Source organism: Halioxenophilus sp. WMMB6 (genome assembly GCF_033283405.1).
In the GTDB taxonomy this organism is placed as follows: domain Bacteria; phylum Pseudomonadota; class Gammaproteobacteria; order Pseudomonadales; family Cellvibrionaceae; genus Halioxenophilus.
Map to the genome: position 1 here is coordinate 111,969 of NZ_JAWMQR010000013.1, position 22,280 is coordinate 134,248.

The window sequence follows — 22,280 nt, forward strand, 5'->3', positions numbered from 1 at the left end:
TTGGGTCCAAATAGAAATATCGTGTCTGTTTAGTTGTCGTCAGGGGTTAACACCACCAGCGCCTGGCCGGCGCTGACCGCCTGGCCGGCGCCGCGCAACAGGTGGCTGACGGTGCCGGCGGCGTGGGCATGCACCGGAATCTCCATCTTCATCGACTCCAGTACCAGCAGGGTCTGGCCGGCTTGCACCGTATCGCCCACGGAAACCTCCGTCTGCCAGACACTGCCCGAGACCGGGCTGTCGATCACCACGCTATCTTCGGGCCAGCTCTGCTCCTCGTCGCCGGCCTCCTGCTCGGGAGCGTCGTAGTGGAACTGCCCCTGGGCGTGCCAGTGGGCCAGCTCCTCGGCAAAGGCGGCCTGGCGCTGCTGGTTAAAGGTGGTAATAGCATCGGCCTGGTCGTCGAGGAAGGCTTGGTAGTCGGCCAGGCTGAATTGTGTCTCCTCAATTTTGAGCGGATAGCGCCCCTGGGGGAAATCCTGGCGGATCTGCAGCAGCTGGTCGTGGCTCACTTCGTAGAAGCGGATCTGGTCGAAGAAGCGCAGCAGCCACGGCTCCTTAAATTCGACGGTCTGGCGGTAGCGGTTCCACATCTGCAGGGTGCGGCCGACAAACTGGTAGCCGCCCGGCCCCTCCATGCCGTAGACGCAGAGGTAGGAGCCGCCGATACCCACCGAGTTCTCTGCCGTCCAGGTACGCGCCGGGTTGTACTTGGTGGTCACCAGCCGGTGGCGTGGATCCACGGGGGTGGCCACCGGCGCCCCCAGGTAGACGTCGCCCAGGCCCATCACCAGGTAGGCGGCGTCGAACACCACCTGCTTAACGGCCTCAATGCTGGCCAGGCCGTTGATGCGCCGGATGAACTCCAGGTTGCTGGGGCACCAGGGGGCGTTGGCGCGCACCGACTGCTGATACTTGGCAATCGCCAGGTGGCAGGCCTCGTCGTCCCAGGAGAGGGGAATATGGACGATGCGCGAGGGTACGCTCAGCTCGTCGAGGGTGTCGTCGAGCACCGCCTCGGCTGACTGCAGATGGTTGAGCAGCTGCTCGTGGCTGAGCTGCTGGCTGTCGTAGTGCACCTGCAGCGAGCGGATACCCGGGGTGAGCTCCTTCAGTCCGGCCAGAGGGTTGGCCTGCAGCCAGCGCATCAGGGCGTGGGCGCGAAAGCGCAGGCGGATATCGAGCACCTCGGGGCCGTACTCTACCAACAGGAAGTGGTCGCCGGCGGCACGATAGACCACCCGTTCTCCTTTTTCGTCCTCGGGAATGAGCGCCAGAATAGGGCTTTCCGGGGCTACCTCAGGCACCGTCATCGGCACCGGCTGCAGGCTGGCCAGGGCCTGGTGTTGGGCCGCCTCCAGGGCCACGGCGCTCTCCAGGCTGACCGGCACAAAGCGCACCTTGTCGCCGGCGCGCAGCTGGCCCAGTTTCCACAGGTCAGCGCTGATTACCGTCGCCGGGCAGACAAAGCCGCCCAGCGAGGGGCCATCCGGGCCGAGAATCACCGGCATGTCACCGGTGAAGTCGACTGTGCCGAAGGCGTAGGCGTTGTCGTGAATATTGGAGGGGTGCAGCCCTGCCTCACCGCCGTCGGCCCGGGCCCAGTGGGGTTTGGGGCCGATCAAACGGACGCCGGTGCGGCTGGAGTTGTAGTGCACCTCCCAGTCGCTGGCGAAGAAGCTGGCGATGCCGTCGTCGGTGAAGAAGTCGGGGGCGCCGTGGGGGCCGTAGATCACCCGCAGTTCGGTGGTGTGGCTAAGCGCCGGGCGCAAGCTGTCGGCCAGGGGCGTGGCCGCTACCGGTGCCGACTGGCCAAAGTGGAGGCTGTCGCCGGCGCGCAGGGCGCGGCCGTTGTGGCCGCCAAACTGGCCCAGGGTAAAGGTGGCGCGGGAGTCGAGGTAGGCCGGACAGTGCAGGCCACCGGCCAGCGCCAGGTAGGCGCGGGCGCCGGCACCGGTGATGCGGCCGAGCACCAGGGTCTGGCCGGCGGCCACCGCCACCGGCTGGTAGGCGGGCAGCGGCTGGCCGTCGAGCTCGGCTTTGATCTCGGCTCCGGTGAGGACAATAGTGGTGGCGCCGATAAACTTCAGGCTCGGCCCCTGCAGGGTGATCTCCAGGCCGGCGGCCGCCTCCGGGTTGCCCAGCAGACGGTTGGCCAGGCGGAAGCTGTAGCTGTCGAAGGGGCCGGAGGGGGGCACGCCCACATGCCAGTAGCCACTGCGGCCGGGGTAGTCCTGAATGGTGGTTTGGGTGCCGCCACTGAGCACATCGACGCGACTTGGCTGGTAGCGGAAGTCGTTCAGGTAGCGGGTGGTGACCCGGCCGGCGTGCAGTTGCGGGTCGGCCACCAGGGCGCGCAGGTAACCGAGGTTGGTCTCGCTGCCGTAGAGCTCGGTCTGGGCGAGGGTGTCGGCCAGTTTGGTGAGCGCTTGCTCACGGTTGGCGGCATGCACAATCACCTTGGCCAGCATCGGGTCGAACCAGGGTGGAATCTCAATGCCGGACTCCAGCCAGTGGTCGATGCGAATACCGGGACCTTGGGGAAAGGCAACATGGCTAAGCAGGCCGGCGCAGGGTTGGAAGTCGCGGTAGGGGTCTTCGGCGTAGACCCGTACCTGAATGGCGTGGCCCTGGGGGGTGAGCGTGGCGCGGGCGGCGCTGAGGTCCGGCGGTTGGCCTGCGGCCAAGGCCAGCATCCACGCCACCAGGTCGACACCAAACACCTCTTCGGTAACACCGTGCTCCACCTGTAAGCGAGTATTCACTTCCAGGAAATAAAAAGCCTCGGTGTCGGCATCGACAATAAACTCCACGGTGCCGGCGTTGCGGTAGTGGACACTGGCCAGCAGCTGCTCGGCGGTCTGGTGCAGTTGGCTGCGTACGGCCTCGCTCAGGTTGGGGGCCGGGCACTCTTCCACCACCTTTTGATTGCGCCGCTGGCTGGAGCAGTCGCGCTCGCCAATAGCCAGCGCCTGGCCCTGGCCGTCGCCAAACACCTGCACCTCGATATGGCGCGCGCGGGCGATGTACTTCTCTAAAAAGACGCTGTCGTCGGCAAAGTTGTTGGCCCCCAGCCGCTTGACGCTGTCGTAGCCCTTGCTCAGCTCCTCGGCCGAGTGACACAGCGCCATGCCGATACCGCCGCCACCGGCGCTGCTTTTTAACATCACCGGGTAGCCGATGCGCGCGGCTTCGGCCAGCGCTTCGTCGAGGCTGGCCAAGAGATCGGTACCGGGCACCAGCGGCACACTGGCCGCCTCGGCCAGGGCGCGCGCCTTGTGCTTCAGGCCAAAGCCTTGCATCTGTTCGGGGGTGGGGCCGACAAAGGCGATACCGGCCGCCTCACACAGGCCGACAAACTCGGCGTTCTCGCTCAAAAAGCCGTAGCCCGGGTGAATCGCCTGGGCGCCGGTGGCAGTGGCAATCTCCAGCAGCTTCTGCTTGTTGAGGTAGGTCTGGCTGGCGTCGCCCTCGCCCAGGCTGACTGCCTCGTCGGCGTGTTTGACGTGCAGGCTGTCGCGGTCGGATTCGGCGTAGACTGCCACCGACTGGATGCCCAACCGTTTGAGGGTGCGGATAATGCGCACGGCGATGGCGCCGCGGTTGGCGATTAGGACTTTGGTGAACATGGTTCCTACCGTGTGGGTCGTCCCACCGAAATTGTTGGTGTTGGGGGTCGTCCCCCAACGGTTGTTTTCTGTTTGCCCCGTTGGGGCTTTTGTTTGTTGCTGTTTGTTGGGTGGTGTTAATGGCGCATTGCCCATGCGGTTGCCACCGTGGGTTTTGCGGGGTTCCGCCCCCGCGCGAGGCGTCAGGGGTGTTGCTTGCCCAACACCCCTAACAACCCCAAGGGCACCCTGGCAACACTCGGCCTTCGGCTTGCCTCCCTCTGATCAAATTTCGGGGGTCGCGCTTACAGCCGGGGCGGCCTTCCGCATCCATGGTGGTTGGGCGGGCCCCCGCAGCCTCGATGGCAATCGCACCAACCCATGCGGCAGCATTACCACCGTTACGGCAGCAACTCCCTACCTTCCCACCCGATGGATGAACCACAACCACTGGCGGATCACTTCGCTCTCAATTTGTCCGATTGGATGCTCCGGCAACCCCACCGCCAATCAATCCCAAACCAAAATCTCCACCGGCGTAGGATCATAACCATTACAGGGGTTATTCAACTGCGGGCAGTTGCTGATCAGCACCACCACATCCATCAACGCCTTCATCTCCACATATTTGCCCGGGGCACTGATGCCATCCTCAAATGTGAGACCGCCGGTTTCGGTGACGGGGACGTTCATAAAGAAGTTGATGTTGTGGGTGATATCGCGCTTGCCGATGCCGTATTCCGGGTGTTCGGCCACGGCCAGCATCCAGCTATCCCGGCAGGCGTGCATGCAGCGCTTTTCCAGGCTATAGCGCACGGTGTTGCTCTCAGTGGCACAGGCGCCACCTAGGGTGTCGTGGCGGCCGCAGGTGTCGGCGGTGATCTCCAGCATGGGGCGGTTGAGGTTGGTGCGCAGCACGCTGCCGGCGGTGAGGTAGACGTTGCCCTGTTCGCGAATGGTGTCCATGGCGCTGTAGCGCTCGCTGGGATCATCGGCGCTGTAGAAGAGGGTGTCGGCGGCCTGGTTGCCTTCCAGGTCGAGGATGCGCAGGGTCTGGCCGGCGAGCAGTTTGCCGATGTAGTAGTCGCCGGCATCGATCACCTGGCGGGCGCTGGCTTGTTCGGGCAGTAGGTTACTGGTTTTCATGGTGGCGGCTCCTTAACCCTGGCCCAGGTGATAGAGGGCGTTGTTGGCGAAACCGCGACGGTTTTCCGGGCGGTAGTTAAGGCAGTAGTCGTCGTCACTGACCGGGGCGGCGGCTTCAATGCGCACGCCGACCGGCTTGGCTGGGTAGCTGGCCGACACATCCAGTGGATGCGGGCAGGTATGTAAAAGCACCAGGGTGTTCATCTCAAAGCGCAGGGTGATGTGGCTGCCGGCCGGGCTGTGGCCGGGCTCCAGGCGCAGGTCGCCGGATTTATCGGTGGCCACCTTGCTGAACAGATTGAGGTTGGCGGCCATATCGGCCAGCCCCAGGCCATATTTGGCCAGCTCCACCAGGAAGGCGTCGTGGCCGTTCTGGTGCCAGTCGTTGCGGTCGTGCTGGTAGTCGCGCTTGCCCCAGCGCTCGGCCACCAGGGCTGGGGTGCTGTTGCCGCACACGGTTTCGTGCCAGCCGAGGCTGTCGTCGGTGATGGAGGCGAAGATACGGCCCATATCGGAGTAGAGACAGTTGCCCTGGGTGAGTTTGAAGGTGTGCTGGCACTTGAGGGAGTCGGGGGCGTTGTAGCGTTCCAGCAGGTTATCCGGGTTGTAAAACAGCATACCGACATTGGCGCCGCCGTCGAGGTCGGTGAGGGTCATCTGGGTGCCGCGACGCAGGCGCAGGGACCAGTGGCCACCGGCGGCAATAGTCGTGTTGTAGGGTTGATTTGGCATAGCATTTCTCTCGATCGCGCCCTGGGGGCGCGTCCAGCTTGGGTTATGTACCCGGCCCGAAGATCGGTTTTGCCGAGTGGTTTTAAAACGTTTGCCTTGGTTACCGATGCAACTGCTGATAACGCATCTGGTAACGCCAGTCCCCTGGATCAGGACGATCCAGGCAACTCTAAGAACGAGGCACACGGACGTGCCTCCACGGGTCAACGACCCGTGTGAGTCGCGGAAGAGCCAGCAAACTCACACGTTTGCGCCAGCGCTTCTGCGACGTCAGTTACAGGGATCAGGACGATCCCTGTAACTCTAAGAACGAGGCACAAGGGCAGATAACCGCTCCTGCGTTATCTGCATACACGCCGTCCCTGGCGATAAAGTGCCGCCACTGGTCGCAGACCAGTGGAAGTCCCAAAAACGTCAGCAAACCCACGCGTATTACCGTTCCCTTCGGTCACTCGCTCTTCGAGCGTGGTCTCCGCTGCGCTCCGGCTCGCCAGCGTTTTTGCGACGTCAGTCCCTTGGATCAGGACGATCCTGCGGACTCCAATAACGAGGCACAAGGGCAGATAACCGCTCCTGCGTTATCTGCATACACGCCGTCCCTGGCGATAAAGTGCCGCCACTGGTCGCAGACCAGTGGGAGTCCCAAAAACGTCAGCAAACCCACGCGTATTACCGTTCCCTTCGGTCACTCGCTCTTCGAGCGTGGTCTCCGCTGCGCTCCGGCTCGCCAACGTTTTTGGGACGTCAGTTGTCTGGATCAGGACGATCCAGACACCCTAAACAGCCACTACAATAGGCTCCGGCGTTGGGTTCAGCTCCTCGTCGATCACGGTGTAGGTGGCGTCGTCCACCTTGCCCACCGGCAGGTCGTAGGTGATGCTGGCGCCGTAGCGGTTGGGTGCCTGGGGGTCGGCTCGCAGTTTGTCGAATACCCACAGGCGGGTGCCCAGGTAGAAGCCCTCTTTGAGGTCGTGGGTGACCATAAATATCGTCAATTTGTGCTCCCGCCAGAGGCGCTGCACCAGGGTGTGCATCTCGGCGCGGATACCCGGGTCGAGGGCGCCAAAGGGTTCGTCGAGCAGCAGAATGCGCGGCTTGCCGAGCAGGGCCTGGGCGATGGCCAGACGCTGTTTCATGCCGCCACTGAGCTCGTGCGGGTACTTCTTGAGGGCGTGGCCAAGGCCCACCTCCTCGAGGATGGCTTCCGCTTCGGCCCGGGCCTGGCGTTTGGCGGCGCCAAACAGGTAGCCGGTGAGGCCGCGCTTTTGAAAGGCCTTGGCTGCGATAACGTTGTCGAGCACCGACATGTGCGGAAACACCGAATAGGCCTGAAAGACGATTCCGCGCTCCGGGCTGGGCTCGTCGGGGATGGGCTGGCCGTCGATCAACAGCTGCCCCTTGCTGGCCGATTCGGTGCCGAGCAGCAATTTCAGAAAGGTGCTCTTACCACAGCCGGAGGCGCCCACCATGGTGATGAACTCGCCCGCCTCAACCTTCAGGTTGAGCCCTTCCAAAACGACGTTGTCGCCGTAGCTTTTCCAGAGATTCTTGGCTTCAATCACGATCTACTCCTTGGGTTAGCTAGGGCTCGACTCAGCCGTTGTTTTGAAAGTGCCAGGGGAAGAGGCGGCGGTTGCTCCACGCCAGGATCTGGTCGACCAGGAAGGCGAGCAGGGTGATCCAGGCGACGTAGGGCAGGATGACATCCATCGACAGGTAGCGGCGCACCAGGAAGATGCGGTAGCCGAGGCCGTCGGTGGCAGCGATCGCTTCGGCGGAGATGAGAAACAGCCAACCGGCACCCAGGGAGAGGCGCACCGATTCGATCAGCCGCGGCAGCAGCTGCGGCAGCATCACCCGCACCAGAATCTGGGCGGAGTTGGCGCCCAGGGTTTGCGCCTTGACCAGCTGTTCGGCGGGGATCTCTTCCGCCCGGCGTTGCATGTCGCGGGCAATAAAGGGGGTGATGCCGATAGCGATCAGGATCACCTTGGAGAGCTCACCCAGGCCAAAGACGATAAACAGAATTGGCAGAATGGCCAGCGGCGGGATCAGTGAGACCACCGTCAGCAGCGGCGACATGCCGGCGCCAATCATGGGCAGGGAGCCGGTAAAGAGGCCGATCAGCAGGCCGAGCGTGGCGGCGATCAACACCCCTTTGGCCAGCCGTTGCAAAGAGCTGAGGGTGTCGGCCCAGAACAGGTACTCACCGGTGCGTTTGCTCGGCTCCAGGGCCATGCGATTGATGGCGTCACCCATCTGGCTGGCTGAGGGCAGCAGTTTGTCGTCCGGGTTGGCGGCCAGGCGGGCGTTGGAGCCGACCGCGTAGAGGATCGCCAAGAGCACAAATGGCAGCAGTGCCAGGCCCAGTTTCAGGGGTGGTGTCGGTTTCAGGTTGATCAAGCGTTTCATGGCATCTCCCAATGGTGTCGGGGAGCCCTGGGTGGCTCATCCTGAGCCCGCCCATGCTGGAATGACTGTCGCGAAGTTAGCGGCAACTCCCTCTGCCGCTGGCGTGACCGGGACTAGAGCTTGCCGTCGGCGGCCATCTGCATGTAGGTCGGGTCGAAACGGAACTTGATGTTGCCCTTGTCGCCGTAGACACCGGCTGGGGTCTCGACACCGATAAAGCTGGCGTCTGGTGCGCCGTCGCCCAGAATACCGTGTTCGAAGGAGAACTCCGCCACCTTCTGCATGGTGCTGGTGAGCTTGTCGCTGTTGGTCAGCTCCAGCGCCGCGGCCGGGGTGTAGAACATTTGGGTGCTGGCCAGCTGGGCGTCGTAACCGGCGAGGTCGGTACCGGAGGCGTCGGCCATGTAGGTTTTGGCGGCGGTGGCGGCGTCATCACTACCACTCATGGTGGCCATAATTTCGTACCAGGCGCCGACCAGGGCTTTAGCCAGTTTCGGGTTGGCCTTGAGGGTTTCGGTGTTAATCACCAACAGGTCGATGATTTCACCGGGAATCTGTGAGGAGTTGAACACTTCGTGGCTGTCGGGCATGGCGGTGATTTCCGACAGCAGCGGGTTCCAGGTGACCACCGAAGTGACATCCTTGGTGCCGTAGATGGCGACCATGTCGGCGTCGGAGGTGTTGACCACGGTGACGTCGCGCTCAGACATGCCCACCGATTCCAGGCCGCGGGCCAGCAGGTAGTGAGAGACGCTCAGCTCTACCAGGTTGACGTTCTGGCCCTTGATGGCGGCCAGGGAGTCCTTGCCTTTGAGCACTACACCGTCGTTGCCGTTGGAGAAGTCGCCGACGATCAGCGCGGTGGAGTCAACGCCGCCGGCGGCGGGAATGGTGAGGGCATCCATGTTGGTCATGGTGCAGGCGTCGAATTCACCGGCGGTGTATTGGTTGATCGACTCGACGTAGTCGTTGATCTGCACCACGTCGATATCGATATCGTATTTGTCGGCCCATTTTTTGACGATGCCCTGTTCGGCACCATAGGCCCAGGGCATCCAGCCGACGTAGATCGACCAGCAGATTTTAAAGCTGTCGCGGGCAAAAGAGTGGCTGGAGATAGCGGTAAGACAAACAAGTAGCAGTAGATGTTTTTTCATGAGGTCCTCTCATTTTTTGTCGGTAACACAGGCTGTCGGAACGCAGGAGTACTCTTGGCAGCAGTGCCAATTAGTCTCCCGGGCTTTTATCCCGCCGTGTAACCTTCAAAAGCCAGGTTGGTGCAAAGCCAAACCGGGCTGTTGAGAGGTCGAGCGCTCTCGGACCAGTCGCTGGTAAAGGGGCATTGCCCTGTTACAGCCGGAACCCTAGCGCTCCATTTTGTCGAATTGTAGGCCGTCTAACCAAGAGTACGGTTAACTTTCAACCAGCAGGTAATGTGCCAACAGGTAAAAGCGAGTAAATCGGCGATGTTTGGCGGATTTGCCGCCCCTGGATGGTCAGATTATGCACCATTTGTGCGCTATTTCACCTTTTTCGTCTTTTTCTGGTGCCAGCTGTTAGATTTGTCACTGCCACCTTGTTCGCAGTCGTCAAAATCTACCTATTGCGTCTAGAATTAAAAGATACTCAAGCGTTTACCATTAGGCGATTAGAAAACAATAAGGGACAGGGAGATAGCATGGGCCGAGCTCATTGCAGCGGCTATCCGGGAGGGGTCTATAGTACGCGTGCGCACCAGTAAGGGATTTACGCTGCTGGAGCTGTTACTGGCTTTGGCCATTGGCGCTGTGTTGGCGGCGCTGGCGACCAACTCCTATCAGCGCTATCGCGAGCGGGTTGACCTGGCACTGGCGATTGCCGATATCACCACCATCTCCCAGCTGTTGGAACGTTATTATGTGGTGCATGGCAGCTTTCCGGCCTCTCTCGAAGAGGCCAAGATTGGGCTGTTCGATCCATGGGGTAACCCCTATCAGTACACCAATATCGCCCTCGCCAAAGGCAAGGGCGACCTGCGCAAAGATAAGAACCTGGTGCCCATCAATACCGACTACGACCTCTTCAGTGCCGGCAAGGATGGCCAAAGCCGTTCACCGCTGACCGCCAAGGTGAGCCAGGACGATATCATCCGGGCCAACAATGGCTCCTATATCGGCCTGGCGGGTGATTTCTAATGGGGCAGTGGTCTTCCTCCTTCTTGCGCTCCAGGCTAGCCCGCCGCACCTTTATGCTGTTTGTCGTTTCCGCGCTGGTGCCGATTCTGATCTTCTCCTCTCTGGCGACCCAGCAGGTCGACAGCCTCTTTTACGCCCAGCAGCGCAAGGAGTTGCAGCGCTCTGCCAAGAATTTTGGTCTGCTGCTCTATGAGCGCATCAGCCTGCTGCGCAAAGATGCCGAGAATCGCCGCCGGCAGCTGGAGAGCCAGGTGTCGATTGGTGACTTTCGCCTGCAGGACGAACAGCAGCCGCTGTTTGCCCGAGTGGAGCTGATCTCGCTCTCGGATGGGCTGCGCTTGCAGCAGTTGGAGCGGCAGTTCCCAGTCGATTTTGTACTGCCGGCAGCCGGCAGTGGTGAGCCCGGTGGGCTGTGGGTGGATGTCGACCGCCAGCCGTGGCTGGTGAGCCGGGTGCAACACCGGGCCAATGGCTACCTGTTGCTGCTGCAACCGGCGCACGACTTTTTGTGGGATGGGCTGAGTGACTACGACCTGGGCAAGCAGTTTTCGATCTACAACGAGCAGCGCCAGCTGCTGTTTCAGAGTGAGGCTGAATTTGACCCCGAGCTTGACGATGTGGATCAGGCGTGGCCGCGCAGCCGCTGGAATCTGTTGCTCTCTTTCTTTACCGACGAGCCGGTGTGGGAGGTGGAAGTGGTCGGCCCGGCGGCGGCCTCACTGCTCAGCCTGACCGAGTTCCAGCAGCTGTTCCGCCTGATTACGCTGTTGGCGGTGCTGCTTGGCATATTTGTCAGCCTGATTACCATTCGCCGCAACCTGCAGCCGATTGAAGCTCTAAGCCAGGGGATTAAACGCATTAACGACAACCAGTTTGGCGAGTTGGTGGAGATTAAAAGTGGCGATGAATTTGAGCTTTTGGGCAATACTTTCAACTCGATGTCGGTCAAGCTTGGCCGCCACATGGAGGCGCTGCGCTCGCTGACCAATATCGATCAACTGATTTTAAATCGGTTGGTGATTGAAGATATTGTGCAGCTGGTGTTGAGCGAGGGTAGGCAGCTGCTGGAAGCCGATGCCATTCACTTTTTTGTCGCCGGGGATGAGCGCCTGACCTTTACCGTCTTTTCCAGCCGGCGCCAGCCGGTGGAGCTGACCATCTCTGATTTTGTGCTGGCCTCACTGCACCACCCGGGCCGGATCAACTCCGTGGAGGAGCTGCGCCTGCCGCCGGAGCTGAGTCGGTTGGTGACCGATAACGCCTTTTTATACAGTGCCAATCTCTTGAAGGAGGGGGCGGTATCGGCGGTATTGATGGCTGAGTACCAGCAGGCGCCGAGCGAGGATCTGTTGGCGCTGGCTGACTCTTTTGTCGATCATATCGCGGTGGCGCTTAGTCACGCTGACTGGCAGAAGCGCCTCTTTCACCAGGCCAATTACGACGCGCTTACCGGGCTGCCCAACCGCTATCTGTTTGCCGACCACCTCACGGTGGCCATCGAGCAGTCGCTTAAAAGCCAGCAAAAGCTGGCTCTGTTTTTTGTCGATGTGGATGAGTTTAAGTCGATCAACGACGCCTTCGGCCACGCCGCCGGTGACCAGCTGCTGCGCCAGATTGCCGGGCGCCTGGCCGGTTTGGGTGGCCAGGGGCGGGTCTACCGGGTGGGCGGTGACGAGTTTGTGCTGCTCTATAGCTGTACCGGCGTTGAGCGGCAACAGGTGGTGATCGAGACCGGTGAGGTGGCCGAGTGCCTGCGCGCCGAGGTGATGCGGCCCATCCAGTACGAGGGTAAACAGCTGGCGTCGTCGGTGAGTATCGGCATTGCCATCTATCCGGACGACAGCTTCTTCGCCGAGAAACTGCTGAAGTTTGCCGACCAGGCGATGTACCAGGCCAAAGCACTGGGCCGCAACCGCTACCAGTACTACTCGGAAATTTACCGCAGCTCCGCCACCGAGCATGGGCAGGTGGTGGCAGACCTGCGCCAGGCGCTGGCGGGGGATGAGTTTATTCTGCTCTATCAGCCCAAGGTCGATCTGCTTACCGGCCGGATGAAGGGCTGCGAGGCGTTGATCCGCTGGCTGCACCCGAAGCGGGGCATTATCTCGCCGACCGAATTTATTCCGCTGGTGGAGGCCCATGGGCTGATGGAGGATTTGGGTCGCTGGGTGATCCGCACCGCGGCCAAACAGAAGGCCGAGTGGCGGGCAGAAGGGGTGGCGATGGGTCGCATCGCGATCAATATCTCTATCCACCAGATTCGCAATGTCAGCTTCTATAAAGACGTGCTGGCCTATTTCGGCGAGTTCGACTGCCGGGGCGACGATTTTGAGTTCGAAGTGATCGAAACCTCTTACGTGGATGACTTCCACAGCTTTAAAGATCAGCTAATCGAGCTGCAGAAGCTGGGGGTGATCTTCTCTATTGATGACTACGGCACCGGTTACAGCTCGCTGTCGCGCCTGCTCAATCTGCCCATCGATACCATCAAAATTGATAAGTCGTTTGTCGATAACATCGCCACCGACCCGGTCAGCTCGGCAATTGTGGAGTCGACCATCAATCTGGCCAAGGCGATGGGGCTGTCGGTGGTGGCCGAAGGGGTGGAGACCCCTGAGCAGCTTGCGCGCCTGCTGCAATATAAATGCGATGCGGTGCAGGGCTTCCTGTTCAGCCGGCCGGTGAGTGCCGCGGCGTTGGCGAGCTTGGTGGATACCCATTTTATGGACGCCGCCTATTCTATTTAAGGGGCGTGGGTGCTACAGGGAGTAGTAGTTGGTCACCGCCTCGCGGGTGACAATCCCCATTACCTCTGACTCCAGTGCCAGCTGCCGCGGGTTTTGCACGTAGATGGCATCGGTGGACTCCGACTTCATCAGTTGATACGCCTCGAGCAGGGTGGCCTGTTCGTGGATGGGCGGCAGTGGGCTCTTCTGCCCGGGGATCTCCAGCAGATTGATCGCCTCCGCCAGGGTTAATACCGCCTCCGGAGCCTTCTCCAAAAACTTGGCCAGATCGGCCGCCTTAATCAGCTGTTTGGGTTTATCGACCTCATCACTCAGTACAATCCAGAGCGGTTTGTTCTCCAGCAGCTGGATAGCTTCGCTGTAGTCGATGGCGCTACGCGCTTTGACAAAATTGGTGGTGAGCACCTGAAAGACGCCGGCGCGGCTCAGTTCCGAGGTTAACCCGGTAGAGCGGAATGAGCGACCCTGCAGGCGCAGCAAGGTTTGGAAGATCCCCTTGTTGCCGGCGCCGAGACGGGTGCAGAGGCAGGCGATGACCACCACCAGCATGCTGGGAAAGATGGTGTTGGGGTTGTTGGTGAGCTCCAGGATGGTGATCAATGCGGTCAGCGGCGCATTCAGCACCGCGCCAAACATGGCCGCCATGCCCAGCAGCACGTAAAAGCCGACGCTGGAGGCCTGTTCGTCATACAGCCAGTGGCCACCATAGCTGAGCGCCGCGCCGACCACGCCGCCAATGAAAATGGTGGGGCCGATCAATCCCCCGGGGATACCAAAGCTTAGGCTGATGCCGGTGGTCAGCAGCTTGGCGATAATAATCACCAGCAACAGCTGCAGGCCCAGTTCGCCGGCCATGGCGGTGGCCAGGGTGTCGTAACCCATGCCGAGCACCTCGGGCACTTGGGTGGCGACGGCAGCGGTGAAGAGCCCCGCCACGCTGATACGCAACATAATCGGCCAGCGGGCGACAAAGTTGCCCAGGCTGAGCAGCCGCGAGTAGATGATGGCCACGGTCCCGATCGCAATACCCGCCAGCATCATGTAGGGCAGCTCGGTAAAGTGCGCCAGGGGCACGCTCTGCACGTAAAAAACGCTGTCGGCGCCGAACGCCAGGCGGGAGAGCAGGCTGCCGGCAAACGAAGCGATAATAATGGGGATAAAACCGGCGATGGTGTACTCCAGCAGGACCACCTCCATGGCGAACACCACCCCGGCGAGGGGGGTGTTGAAGGCGGCGGAGATGGCGGCGGCGACACCGGCGGCGACCATCACCCGCAGGCTGTTGTTGGGGATCTTCAGCCACTGGCCCACCAGGCTGGCCGAGCCGGCGCCGAGATGGACGGCGGGCCCCTCTCGGCCCACGGATTGGCCGCTCACCAGTGACAGCACGCCACCGGCAAATTGCACGGCGAAGTGCTGCCAGGGCAGGTGCCCCTGGTGGTTGTGCAGTCGGTCGAGCACATGCGTCACACCCACCTTGTGTAGCCGGCTGGGCAGCAGCTGCATCAATAACCCCAGCAGTAGCGCACCGAGCAGCGGTACCAGAAAGCGGCCGGTGACCCCTAGGCTCTCGAAATCTTCCGGGTGGCCAAGCCAGGCGGTGAGGGGCAGAACGATGCTGGCGCGAAAGATGATTATCACCACTGCGGCGGCGACACCGGCTACCAGGCAGAGGATGGTCAGCTGCGGCAGTGCATCCAGATAGGAGAGCTGGCGGCGTAAATTGTGTAGCCGTGGCCGAAGAGTGCGGCGTTTGGGTGTGGCCAAGGTGGATTTCCTTCAATACAACGATCAGTGGTGGTCTGAGCCGGATTTTTCTGAGTTTCTGTGAATATAGTCAGAAGCTTGGCTTTAGCTTTCCGGTCTTCGGTCTTATTATAACCCCCTAGTATAAAACGTTTGAAAGCGAGAGGATTTTATGATCAGGGCGGGCATAGTTGGCGGCACTGGCTACACGGGCGTTGAGCTCCTGCGTTTACTTGTCAGTCACCCCGAGGTGGAGGTGGCCCAGGTGACCTCTCGGGCTGAGGCTGGTATGCCGGTGGCGGAGATGTTTCCCAATTTGCGTGGCCTGCTCGACCTCTCTTTTACTGCGCCCGACAGTGCCAGCTTGGCCGAGTGTGATGTGGTTTTCTTTGCCACGCCCCACGGTGTGGCCCAGAGCCAGGTGCCGGAGCTGATAGCCAGCGGCACCCGGGTAATCGACCTCTCCGCCGATTTTCGAATTCGCGACCCGGAGCTATGGGCCAGTTGGTATAATCAGACGCATGGCTGCCCGGAGTTGATCAGCCAGGCGGTTTATGGCCTGCCGGAGCGCAACCGCTCGGCCATCGCCGAGGCCCAACTGATCGCCTGCCCGGGTTGCTACCCCACAGCCACCCAACTGGCGGTGATTCCACTGCTTGAAAACAACCTGATCGATCCCTCGCGCATTATCGCCAACGCGGCTTCCGGAGTGAGTGGCGCCGGCAAACAGGCCAAGGTGGCCAATCTGTTCAGTGAGGTGGCCGACAGCTTCAAAGCCTACGGCGCCAGTGGTCATCGCCATCTGCCGGAGATCGAACAGGGGCTGCGCGATGCCCAGCCGCAAGGTGCGGCGCCAGCGCAGGTCACCTTTGTGCCCCATCTGTTGCCGATGATTCGCGGCATTCACGTCACCGCCTATGCCACCCTGCTCGACTCGGCGACCGATGTGCAGGCGCTGTTTGAGGCGCGCTACGCCAATGAACCTTTTGTTGATGTGTTGCCTAAAGGTTCGCACCCCGAGACACGCAGTGTGAAGAGTTCCAATATCTGTCGCATTGCCCTGGCACAGCCGCAGGGTCGGGATACGTTGGTGGTTATGTCGGTCATCGACAACCTTACCAAAGGGGCCTCCGGTCAGGCGGTACAGAACATGAACATTATGTTTGGTTTTGAAGAGACCCTGGGCCTGCGCGCAGCAGCCCTGTTACCTTAGTGGAATGGTTGGTTTGATTAAATTTGCTTGTGAGACGTTGTTCGATTGAATATGGCTGACCAAAAATCGGCCTCCTCCGCGCGCATGGTGGTTGTTCCGCACCGGCCTTGGCGCACGCCATTAATGTTATTGGGGTGGGTGCTGAGCATCCTGGTGACTATCGCCATCGCCAGCTTCACCACCAGTGTCTACACCCGTGCCCGCATTCAGGATCTTGAGTTACTCAACCAGAATCTGGAAGTGGAGCTGAGCCAGTTTGAGGCGGATGCCGAATCTCTGCGTCAGCAGGTAACCAATTTTCGGATGAGCTCCGACATCGACAAGATGGCGGCGCAGGATGTTCGGCAGGAAATTTTACGACTACAGACGCACATCACGGAATTGGAACAGGAAATCAGTTTTTATCGAGGGTTGATGGATCCAAGCAGCACACAGCAGGGTTTGGGCATTGGTAAGGTGGAGCTGTTTGCCACCACCGAACCAAGGCGCATTCACTATCGTGTGGTGGTGCAACAGGTGGCTGCGAATCACAATCTGGTGAGCGGCAATTTGTCGGTCGATATTGTTGGGCGCCTCGACGGCCGAGCGAAGACTTTGCATATTCAGGATTTATCTGAGCAGATTGACTCAGACGGTATTAAACTTAGGTTTAAGTACTTTCAAACCATTGAGGGAGAAATGCTGTTGCCTGAGGGCTTTGAGCCCCAGAGACTGGAGCTTGAGGCGAGCGCCTCGAAGCTGGGCAGCATTTCCGAAAAAATTGACTGGCATGTGCAGGAGTTATAATCATGTTTGGCGGTAAAAAAGTTTCAGAAACCACGAGCGGTTCTCCTGGCACTACCACCCTGATTTCAAAAAATACCGAAATTGTTGGTGATATGGTGTTCAGCGGCAATCTTGTGGTCGAAGGTAAGGTCAGTGGTAATATTCTGGCGGCGGCGGGCAGTAAAGCCAATCTGCGCCTGCTGGAAAGCGGTGAAGTGCACGGCGAGATTCGCGTGCCGACCATAATCATCAACGGCAAGGTGAGTGGCGATGTCTACTCCAGCGAGCATATTGAGCTGGCAGCGCGCGCAGTGGTGGACGGTAACGTACACTACAACCTGATCGAAATGGTGAAGGGTGCGCAGGTGAATGGAAATTTGGTGTTCAGCAAGGTAACAGAAGGGGCAGAGCCGCAGGGCCGCAGTGGTCCCGTTACCAAGCTGAAGCCTATGCCGGAGCCCGCGGACTTGAAAAGCGTCGATGCCAAACCCATTAATGCATAGTCTTTTCGTTTTTATTTGAGGTAAGCATGGCGTCAGGTGTGCAGTTCCAGGATGTTGGCAGTAACCAGCTTCTTCACGTTACCGCCAATGCTGTCGGTAAGGTGCGCGAACTTATTGAAGATGAAGGCAACGCTGACCTCAAATTGCGAGTTTATGTCACTGGTGGCGGTTGTTCCGGCTTCCAGTACGGCTTTACCTTCGATGAAAAAGTCGCCGACGATGACTCCATCGTGCAGGTCGATGGTGTGGGCGTAGTGGTTGATGCGCTCAGCTACCCCTTCTTAAGCGGCGCTACGGTCGACTATGAGCAAGGATTGGCAGGCTCTCGCTTTGTGGTAACCAACCCCAATGCCGCCAGTACTTGTGGCTGTGGTGCTTCCTTCTCTATCTAATATTCTTCCACTTCGCTATGGGGCTCTGTTATTGGGGCTCTTTACGCTGTGTTGGCTGGCTCCCCGCAGCTATGCTCAGGAAGAGCTCCCCGCGGTAACGCTGTTTGCTGGTCAACACTGGCTGGCCGGGGTCAATTCCGACTCCCCGGCAGAGCTTGAGCAGCTGTTGTTGAAAATCGAGCAGCTGTTTGCCATGGAGTCTGAAATCGGTGAGTACGAGCCGGTGGTTATGGTGCTGCATGGGCCGGAAGTGGCTATTTTCCTACGCAGTAATTATCAGCAAAACAAGCATCTTGTGGATTTGGCGGCACGGCTCACAGCGTTTAATATCGTCGATATTCGGGTTTGTGAAACACGCTTGGCTGATTTGGGCGAGCCACGGGAGGGGTTGGTGCCTTTCGTCGATACTGTGCCCTTTGGCCCAGCGGAGATAAACCGGCTGCTTAACGAAGAGCACTACGTCAATTTTTAGTGGCGTTGCCCAAGTAAACGCCACCTAACACCAGAAATTGGTCGGCGCCGGTCACTGCAGGGTGGTTGCCGGCCAGGCCAGCCAGACGTCGATGAGCGAGCCAGGCAAAGCCACAGGCCTCCACCCAGTCGGGCGCAATGCCAAGATCATTGGTTGTGGTTACCGGTACCGGTGCCAGCAGCTGACTCAGTCGTTCCAGCAAGGTGCGGTTGTGGGCACCGCCACCACAGATAAATACCGCCTCCCCAAGAAACTCCCCCTTGATACCCGCCACAATCGATTGTGCAGTCAGCTCCAGCAGAGTTGCCTGCACATCTGCCGGTCTGGGGGTGGTGGGTAGTGCTGCCAAAAGCTCATTCAGCCAGCCGAGGTGAAAATCTTCTCGGCCAGTACTTTTGGGTGCGGGTAGGCTGAAGAATGGGTGTGACAACAGGCGATCGAGTAGTTCGCTAATGACGGTTCCGGAGGCGGCCCACTGGCCATCCCGATCAAAAGGCTGTTGTCTATGCTGATCAATCCAGGCATCCATCAAGGCGTTGCCTGGGCCAAGATCAAAGCCTCGAATATCGCCGGTGCGGGGCAGCCAGGTAACGTTGCTCATACCGCCGATGTTGATCAGCGTCCGGTTTTGTTCGCGGCTCTGAAAAAATGCCTGATGGAAGATGGGCGCCAGTGGTGCCGCTTGACCGCCACCGGCCATGTCCATACGGCGAAAATCGGCAACGGTATCGATGCCAGTGCACAAAGCGATGATATTCGGATCGCCAATCTGCAGAGTGAACGGGCCGCCGTGGCTGCCGCTGGGCCGATGTCGTATCGTTTGGCCGTGACTGCCAATGGCTTTCACTTCGGCTGCATCGACACCCGCTTGTGTTAGCAGGCTGTTGCTGGCGCTGGCAAAGTGTTGGGCCAGTTGGCGGTCACAGGCGCCGAACAGGTCGATGTCCACCTGCTGGTCGTGGCAGAGGGTGAGTAGTTGCTGCTTCAGGGGCTGTTGCAGGGGATAGCTGAGTGCACTCAGTAGTTGAGTTTGATGCTCGGAAATTTCGACCAGGGCAGCATCGATGCTATCGATGCTGGTGCCGGACATAAGCCCGACGTACAGTTCCCTAGTCATTGCACGCTTTCAAAATCGTCTTTTAAGGCAAGCTGTGTGTTGGCCATGTAGCCGAGTTCGGCCAGCAGCGGCTGAGTTTGCTGTGCAAAACGGAGCATTTCTGCTTCGGGGACCGATTTTGCTTTGGGGAGCGCGACGGTAACGGGGTTGCGGACCGCGCCGTTAACATAGAATTCGTAGTGTAGGTGTGGGCCGGTGGCCAGACCGGTAGATCCAACATAGCCGATAATTTGGCCCTGTTTCACGCTGGTACCTTGACGAACGCCGCGTTGGAATTTGCTCATGTGGGCGTAGCGGGTTTGGTAGGTTTGTCCGTGTTGGATGGTGACTACGTTGCCATAGCCGCCGTTGCGACCGGCAAAGATCACCTTGCCATCGCCTACGGCACGAATAGGAGTGCCGGTGGGAGCAGCGTAGTCTGTGCCTTTATGGGCGCGAATGGTGTTCAGTACCGGGTGCTTGCGGTTCAGGTTAAAAGGTGAGCTGATGCGCGCGAAATCGACTGGCGTACGCAGAAACTCCTTGCGCATAGACTGGCCATCGGGTGTGAAGTACTGGCTGTCGCCTTTGCTGTCGGTGTAGCGAACCGCGCGGTAGGTCTTACCTTGATTGATAAATTCAGCGGCCAGAATATTGCCGTTGGCGAATTTTTCCCCGTCCAGGTACTGCTCCTCGTAGAGGACCTTGAAGCTGTCGCCTTGGCGGATATCGAGTACAAAGTCGATATCCCAGCCAAAAATATTGGCGGTTTCCATAATCATGCCATCGTCCATGCCGGCTTTCGTGCCTGCCAGGAACAGGGAACTATCAATCGTCGCGGTACGGAAAACGGACTGGGTCTCGGGCGTGCGCACCAGCTCGTTAAAGTCGAAGCCCTGTTCCTGGCGGTCGAAGGTGTGAGTCACCAGGCGGTTGGGCTGATAACGCAGGGAGGCTAGGTGCTGATCGGCGTTAATTTGCATCTCCAGGGTCTCACCTGGGCGCAGCTTGGTAAGCTCCTTGGCTTGTTCGCTGCCGCTCACAAACAGGTAAACCTCCCGGTCACTAAGGCCGGCGCGGTGGAATATCAGAGTGAGGTTATCGCCAGATTTAACGGTAACTTCCTGCCACGGCAGGCTAGGCACGGGGGTGGAGTTCAGTTCACTGTTTTCAACGGCGATCGCCTGTTCGACTTCAGGCACCAAAATGGCGTTCGCATCCTGTGTGGAGCTGTTTAAACTCTCCAAGTTGGTGCTGAGTTCTTGGCCGGAAGGGCTTAAGAGGTTTTGTTCGGGTAGCGCGCTGGCGTCTTCGAAGTTAAGACTGCGAATGGCCTCGGCGTGTTTGGATGGCCAGAGGGCAAGGGTTGCGGAAAGGCAGACCGTCAGCCCGCTTGTGACAAGCAGGTGGCTCTTCGGAAAATGTATCCAGCATGAATCAATAAAACTTTTCATTGTCTTATCAGACACTTACAGCAGTTTCTTAACAAGTGAGTAAAATTGTAGTACGAGTTTTTCGTTTATAACAGAAAAATTACGTTATTACATCTAATTCTGTGACTCATAAGACGGAATCCTCCTCAAACTGAGAAACTTGTTTTTATTTGATAATTCGGTATGGTTCCGCCCGCAATTTTCAGTCCAAATCACGTTTTTTCCTTAGTGTATCGAGTACGCAATGATGTCCGGCCAATTCAATTTACTTGAAGATCTGCAAGCCCGGGGGCTGCTTAACCAAATGACCGGCGAGGATCAGCTTGCTGAGCACCTGGTGGCTGGTGGTCGAACGCTCTATTGTGGCTTTGACCCTACCGCCGATAGCCTGCATATAGGCAGCCTTGTGCCGTTATTGACGCTGAAGCGTTTTCAACTGGCCGGTCATAAACCGATTGCGCTGGTTGGAGGTGCCACAGGACTGATTGGCGATCCAAGTTTCAAGGCGCAGGAGCGAAAGCTAAATACGGCCGATATTGTCGCTGAGTGGGCCGGCAAGATCAGGCAGCAAGTAGCGCAGTTTGTGGATTTTGAGGAGAGTGCTGTCAAGGCTGAGGTGGTCAACAATCTGGACTGGGTGGGCGAGCTCAACCTGATCGATTTTTTGCGTGACGTGGGTAAGCACTTCTCTGTTAATAACATGATTAACAAGGAGTCGGTCAAGCAGCGTTTGGAACGGGAGGGGGCGGGTATCTCTTACACCGAATTTACCTACATGCTGCTGCAGAGCTATGATTTCGCCGAGTTGTACCACCGGCACAATTGCACCTTGCAGATTGGCGGCTCCGATCAGTGGGGCAATATAGTGGGTGGTGTTGACCTGGCTCGAAAATTATATGGTGGGCAGGTGTTCGGGCTGACCCTGCCGCTGGTGACCAAATCCGATGGGACTAAGTTCGGCAAGACTGAATCAGGCACTATCTGGCTCAGCCCGAAAAAGACCTCGCCTTACATGTTTTACCAGTTCTGGATAAACACCGCCGACGCAGATGTATACAAATTCCTGAAGTACTTCACCTTTTTGCCGGTAGAACAGATTGACGCGGTTGAGGCCGAAGATGCCAAGCGCGAAGGGCGGCCTCAGGCGCAGGCGCTGCTGGCTAAAGAGGTCACGCGATTGGTTCATGGCGAGGCGGGCTTGGTAGCTGCAGAGCGTATTACGGAAGCGCTATTCAGTGGTAATAGTGATCAGTTGGATGAGGGTGATCTGGAGCAGCTGGCCCTGGATGGCTTGCCGACGACCACTGTCAGCTATCCGGAGGTGGCGAACAAACCGTTGACCACCTTGTTGACTGAGTGCGGTATGGTAAAAGCAGGGCGGGAAGTGAAGGATGCGCTCGGTCGAAGTGCTGTATGGGTGAATGGCGTCGCTAAAAGTGAAGTGGACAACCTCGCTTCCGGCGAAACTTTTGCTCAGGATTTCTCCCGATTCGGGAGCTACTTTTTAGTCAAGCTGGGCAAGAAAAAAGCGCATCTATTTGTGCTTGAGTACTAATTTTATTTAAGGCCAAATTTTACTTGCCAATGGGAATGGCCTTTCGTATAGTTCGCGCCCTCGCTTGGGGGCTGTATTTCACCAGGCGAAGTGAGCTGAGGTTTTGTGTGTTGCAACGTCCCGATGGGCTTGCGTCACGCCGGAAAAACTTTCCAAAACAAAAGCTTGCACAAGGGTTTTAGATGCGTATAATGCGCATCCCTACGTTGGAGCAGGGGTTCTGAATCGGCCTTAAGGTTGGGGTCAGAAAGGAAGCTGCAACGGGCTTAAGAGCTGAGCTTTTAAG

General features: G+C 58.9%; 17 protein-coding genes and 1 riboswitch. Of the genes, 8 read left to right on the plus strand and 9 right to left on the minus strand.

Features of this window, described 5'->3' with window-relative positions; translation table 11 throughout:
* Window positions 1-29: 29 nt before the first annotated feature.
* The 6 genes from uca to SBL51_RS22205 form a co-directional block, all read right to left on the minus strand.
* The gene (uca, locus tag SBL51_RS22180) at window positions 30-3,629 is read right to left on the minus strand and encodes an urea carboxylase (protein ID WP_317933375.1); all 3,600 of its coding nucleotides are present in this window, start codon (window positions 3,627-3,629) and stop codon (window positions 30-32) included.
* A gap of 489 nt (window positions 3,630-4,118) precedes the next feature.
* The gene (locus SBL51_RS22185) at window positions 4,119-4,754 is read right to left on the minus strand and encodes an urea amidolyase associated protein UAAP2 (protein WP_317933376.1); all 636 of its coding nucleotides are present in this window, start codon (window positions 4,752-4,754) and stop codon (window positions 4,119-4,121) included.
* Window positions 4,755-4,766: 12 nt separating this feature from the next.
* Entirely contained in the window at window positions 4,767-5,486 is a 720-nt protein-coding gene (locus SBL51_RS22190) for an urea amidolyase associated protein UAAP1 (RefSeq protein ID WP_317933377.1), read from the minus strand.
* 776 nt (window positions 5,487-6,262) lie between these two features.
* Window positions 6,263-7,048, minus strand: a complete 786-nt coding sequence (locus SBL51_RS22195; RefSeq protein WP_317933378.1) for an ABC transporter ATP-binding protein — start codon at window positions 7,046-7,048, stop codon at window positions 6,263-6,265.
* Between the two features lie 31 nt (window positions 7,049-7,079).
* Window positions 7,080-7,898: an ABC transporter permease gene (locus SBL51_RS22200; protein WP_317933379.1), complete on the minus strand. Its 819-nt coding sequence runs from the start codon at window positions 7,896-7,898 to the stop codon at window positions 7,080-7,082.
* Between the two features lie 113 nt (window positions 7,899-8,011).
* Complete coding sequence (locus SBL51_RS22205) at window positions 8,012-9,055, minus strand: putative urea ABC transporter substrate-binding protein (RefSeq protein WP_317933380.1); 1,044 nt, start codon at window positions 9,053-9,055, stop codon at window positions 8,012-8,014.
* Between the two features lie 73 nt (window positions 9,056-9,128).
* Window positions 9,129-9,277: riboswitch (guanidine-I (ykkC/yxkD leader) on the minus strand.
* A gap of 348 nt (window positions 9,278-9,625) precedes the next feature.
* On the opposite strand from SBL51_RS22205, the gene SBL51_RS22210 reads away from it, so the two are divergent.
* Together SBL51_RS22210 and SBL51_RS22215 are read left to right on the plus strand one after the other, a co-directional pair.
* On the plus strand, window positions 9,626-10,072 hold the full coding sequence (locus tag SBL51_RS22210; RefSeq protein WP_317933381.1) for a prepilin-type N-terminal cleavage/methylation domain-containing protein: 447 nt from the start codon (window positions 9,626-9,628) through the stop codon (window positions 10,070-10,072).
* Entirely contained in the window at window positions 10,072-12,819 is a 2,748-nt protein-coding gene (locus tag SBL51_RS22215; protein ID WP_317933383.1) for a putative bifunctional diguanylate cyclase/phosphodiesterase, read from the plus strand. The genes SBL51_RS22210 and SBL51_RS22215 overlap by 1 nt, the downstream gene beginning before the upstream one ends.
* A gap of 12 nt (window positions 12,820-12,831) precedes the next feature.
* Here SBL51_RS22215 and SBL51_RS22220 read toward each other — a convergent pair whose 3' ends face one another.
* The gene (locus SBL51_RS22220) at window positions 12,832-14,586 is read right to left on the minus strand and encodes a chloride channel protein (RefSeq protein ID WP_317933384.1); all 1,755 of its coding nucleotides are present in this window, start codon (window positions 14,584-14,586) and stop codon (window positions 12,832-12,834) included.
* Between the two features lie 151 nt (window positions 14,587-14,737).
* Here SBL51_RS22220 and argC point away from each other — a divergent pair, with 151 nt between their 5' ends.
* Genes argC through SBL51_RS22245 form a run of 5 tightly spaced genes read left to right on the plus strand, consistent with a single transcriptional unit; the run spans window position 14,738 to window position 17,910 of the window.
* Window positions 14,738-15,778 carry an N-acetyl-gamma-glutamyl-phosphate reductase gene (gene argC, locus SBL51_RS22225; RefSeq protein ID WP_317933385.1) on the plus strand — a complete coding sequence of 347 codons (1,041 nt, stop codon included), beginning with the start codon at window positions 14,738-14,740 and terminating at the stop codon, window positions 15,776-15,778.
* A gap of 51 nt (window positions 15,779-15,829) precedes the next feature.
* Window positions 15,830-16,564, plus strand: a complete 735-nt coding sequence (locus SBL51_RS22230) for a DUF6776 family protein (protein ID WP_317933386.1) — start codon at window positions 15,830-15,832, stop codon at window positions 16,562-16,564.
* Between the two features lie 2 nt (window positions 16,565-16,566).
* On the plus strand, window positions 16,567-17,046 hold the full coding sequence (locus SBL51_RS22235) for a polymer-forming cytoskeletal protein (RefSeq protein ID WP_317933387.1): 480 nt from the start codon (window positions 16,567-16,569) through the stop codon (window positions 17,044-17,046).
* A gap of 26 nt (window positions 17,047-17,072) precedes the next feature.
* On the plus strand, window positions 17,073-17,438 hold the full coding sequence (erpA, locus tag SBL51_RS22240) for an iron-sulfur cluster insertion protein ErpA (protein ID WP_317933388.1): 366 nt from the start codon (window positions 17,073-17,075) through the stop codon (window positions 17,436-17,438).
* Window positions 17,439-17,469: 31 nt separating this feature from the next.
* Window positions 17,470-17,910, plus strand: coding sequence for a DsrE family protein (locus SBL51_RS22245; RefSeq protein ID WP_317933389.1), 441 nt, complete (start codon window positions 17,470-17,472; stop codon window positions 17,908-17,910).
* On the opposite strand, the gene SBL51_RS22250 is transcribed toward SBL51_RS22245, so the two are convergent.
* Together SBL51_RS22250 and SBL51_RS22255 are read right to left on the minus strand one after the other, a co-directional pair.
* On the minus strand, window positions 17,900-19,027 hold the full coding sequence (locus SBL51_RS22250; RefSeq protein ID WP_317933391.1) for an anhydro-N-acetylmuramic acid kinase: 1,128 nt from the start codon (window positions 19,025-19,027) through the stop codon (window positions 17,900-17,902). The genes SBL51_RS22245 and SBL51_RS22250 overlap by 11 nt on opposite strands.
* Window positions 19,024-20,475 (minus strand): OapA family protein, encoded by a 1,452-nt coding sequence (locus SBL51_RS22255; RefSeq protein ID WP_317933392.1) that lies wholly within the window; start codon window positions 20,473-20,475, stop codon window positions 19,024-19,026. The genes SBL51_RS22250 and SBL51_RS22255 overlap by 4 nt, the downstream gene beginning before the upstream one ends.
* 211 nt (window positions 20,476-20,686) lie before the next feature.
* Here SBL51_RS22255 and tyrS point away from each other — a divergent pair, with 211 nt between their 5' ends.
* A complete protein-coding gene (tyrS, locus tag SBL51_RS22260) occupies window positions 20,687-21,994 on the plus strand; it encodes a tyrosine--tRNA ligase (protein ID WP_317933395.1) in 1,308 nt (435 codons plus the stop codon).
* The last annotated feature ends 286 nt before the right edge of the window (window positions 21,995-22,280 follow it).

Coding starts and splice junctions, on each gene's coding strand:
- erpA (WP_317933388.1), top strand. CDS start 17,073: ATGGCGTCAGGTGTGCAGTTCCAGGATGTTGGCAGTAACCAGCTTCTT.
- SBL51_RS22250 (WP_317933391.1), bottom strand. CDS start 19,027: ATGACTAGGGAACTGTACGTCGGGCTTATGTCCGGCACCAGCATCGAT.
- SBL51_RS22235 (WP_317933387.1), top strand. CDS start 16,567: ATGTTTGGCGGTAAAAAAGTTTCAGAAACCACGAGCGGTTCTCCTGGC.
- SBL51_RS22190 (WP_317933377.1), bottom strand. CDS start 5,486: ATGCCAAATCAACCCTACAACACGACTATTGCCGCCGGTGGCCACTGG.
- argC (WP_317933385.1), top strand. CDS start 14,738: ATGATCAGGGCGGGCATAGTTGGCGGCACTGGCTACACGGGCGTTGAG.
- SBL51_RS22215 (WP_317933383.1), top strand. CDS start 10,072: ATGGGGCAGTGGTCTTCCTCCTTCTTGCGCTCCAGGCTAGCCCGCCGC.
- tyrS (WP_317933395.1), top strand. CDS start 20,687: ATGTCCGGCCAATTCAATTTACTTGAAGATCTGCAAGCCCGGGGGCTG.
- SBL51_RS22230 (WP_317933386.1), top strand. CDS start 15,830: ATGGCTGACCAAAAATCGGCCTCCTCCGCGCGCATGGTGGTTGTTCCG.
- uca (WP_317933375.1), bottom strand. CDS start 3,629: ATGTTCACCAAAGTCCTAATCGCCAACCGCGGCGCCATCGCCGTGCGC.
- SBL51_RS22185 (WP_317933376.1), bottom strand. CDS start 4,754: ATGAAAACCAGTAACCTACTGCCCGAACAAGCCAGCGCCCGCCAGGTG.
- SBL51_RS22200 (WP_317933379.1), bottom strand. CDS start 7,898: ATGAAACGCTTGATCAACCTGAAACCGACACCACCCCTGAAACTGGGC.
- SBL51_RS22205 (WP_317933380.1), bottom strand. CDS start 9,055: ATGAAAAAACATCTACTGCTACTTGTTTGTCTTACCGCTATCTCCAGC.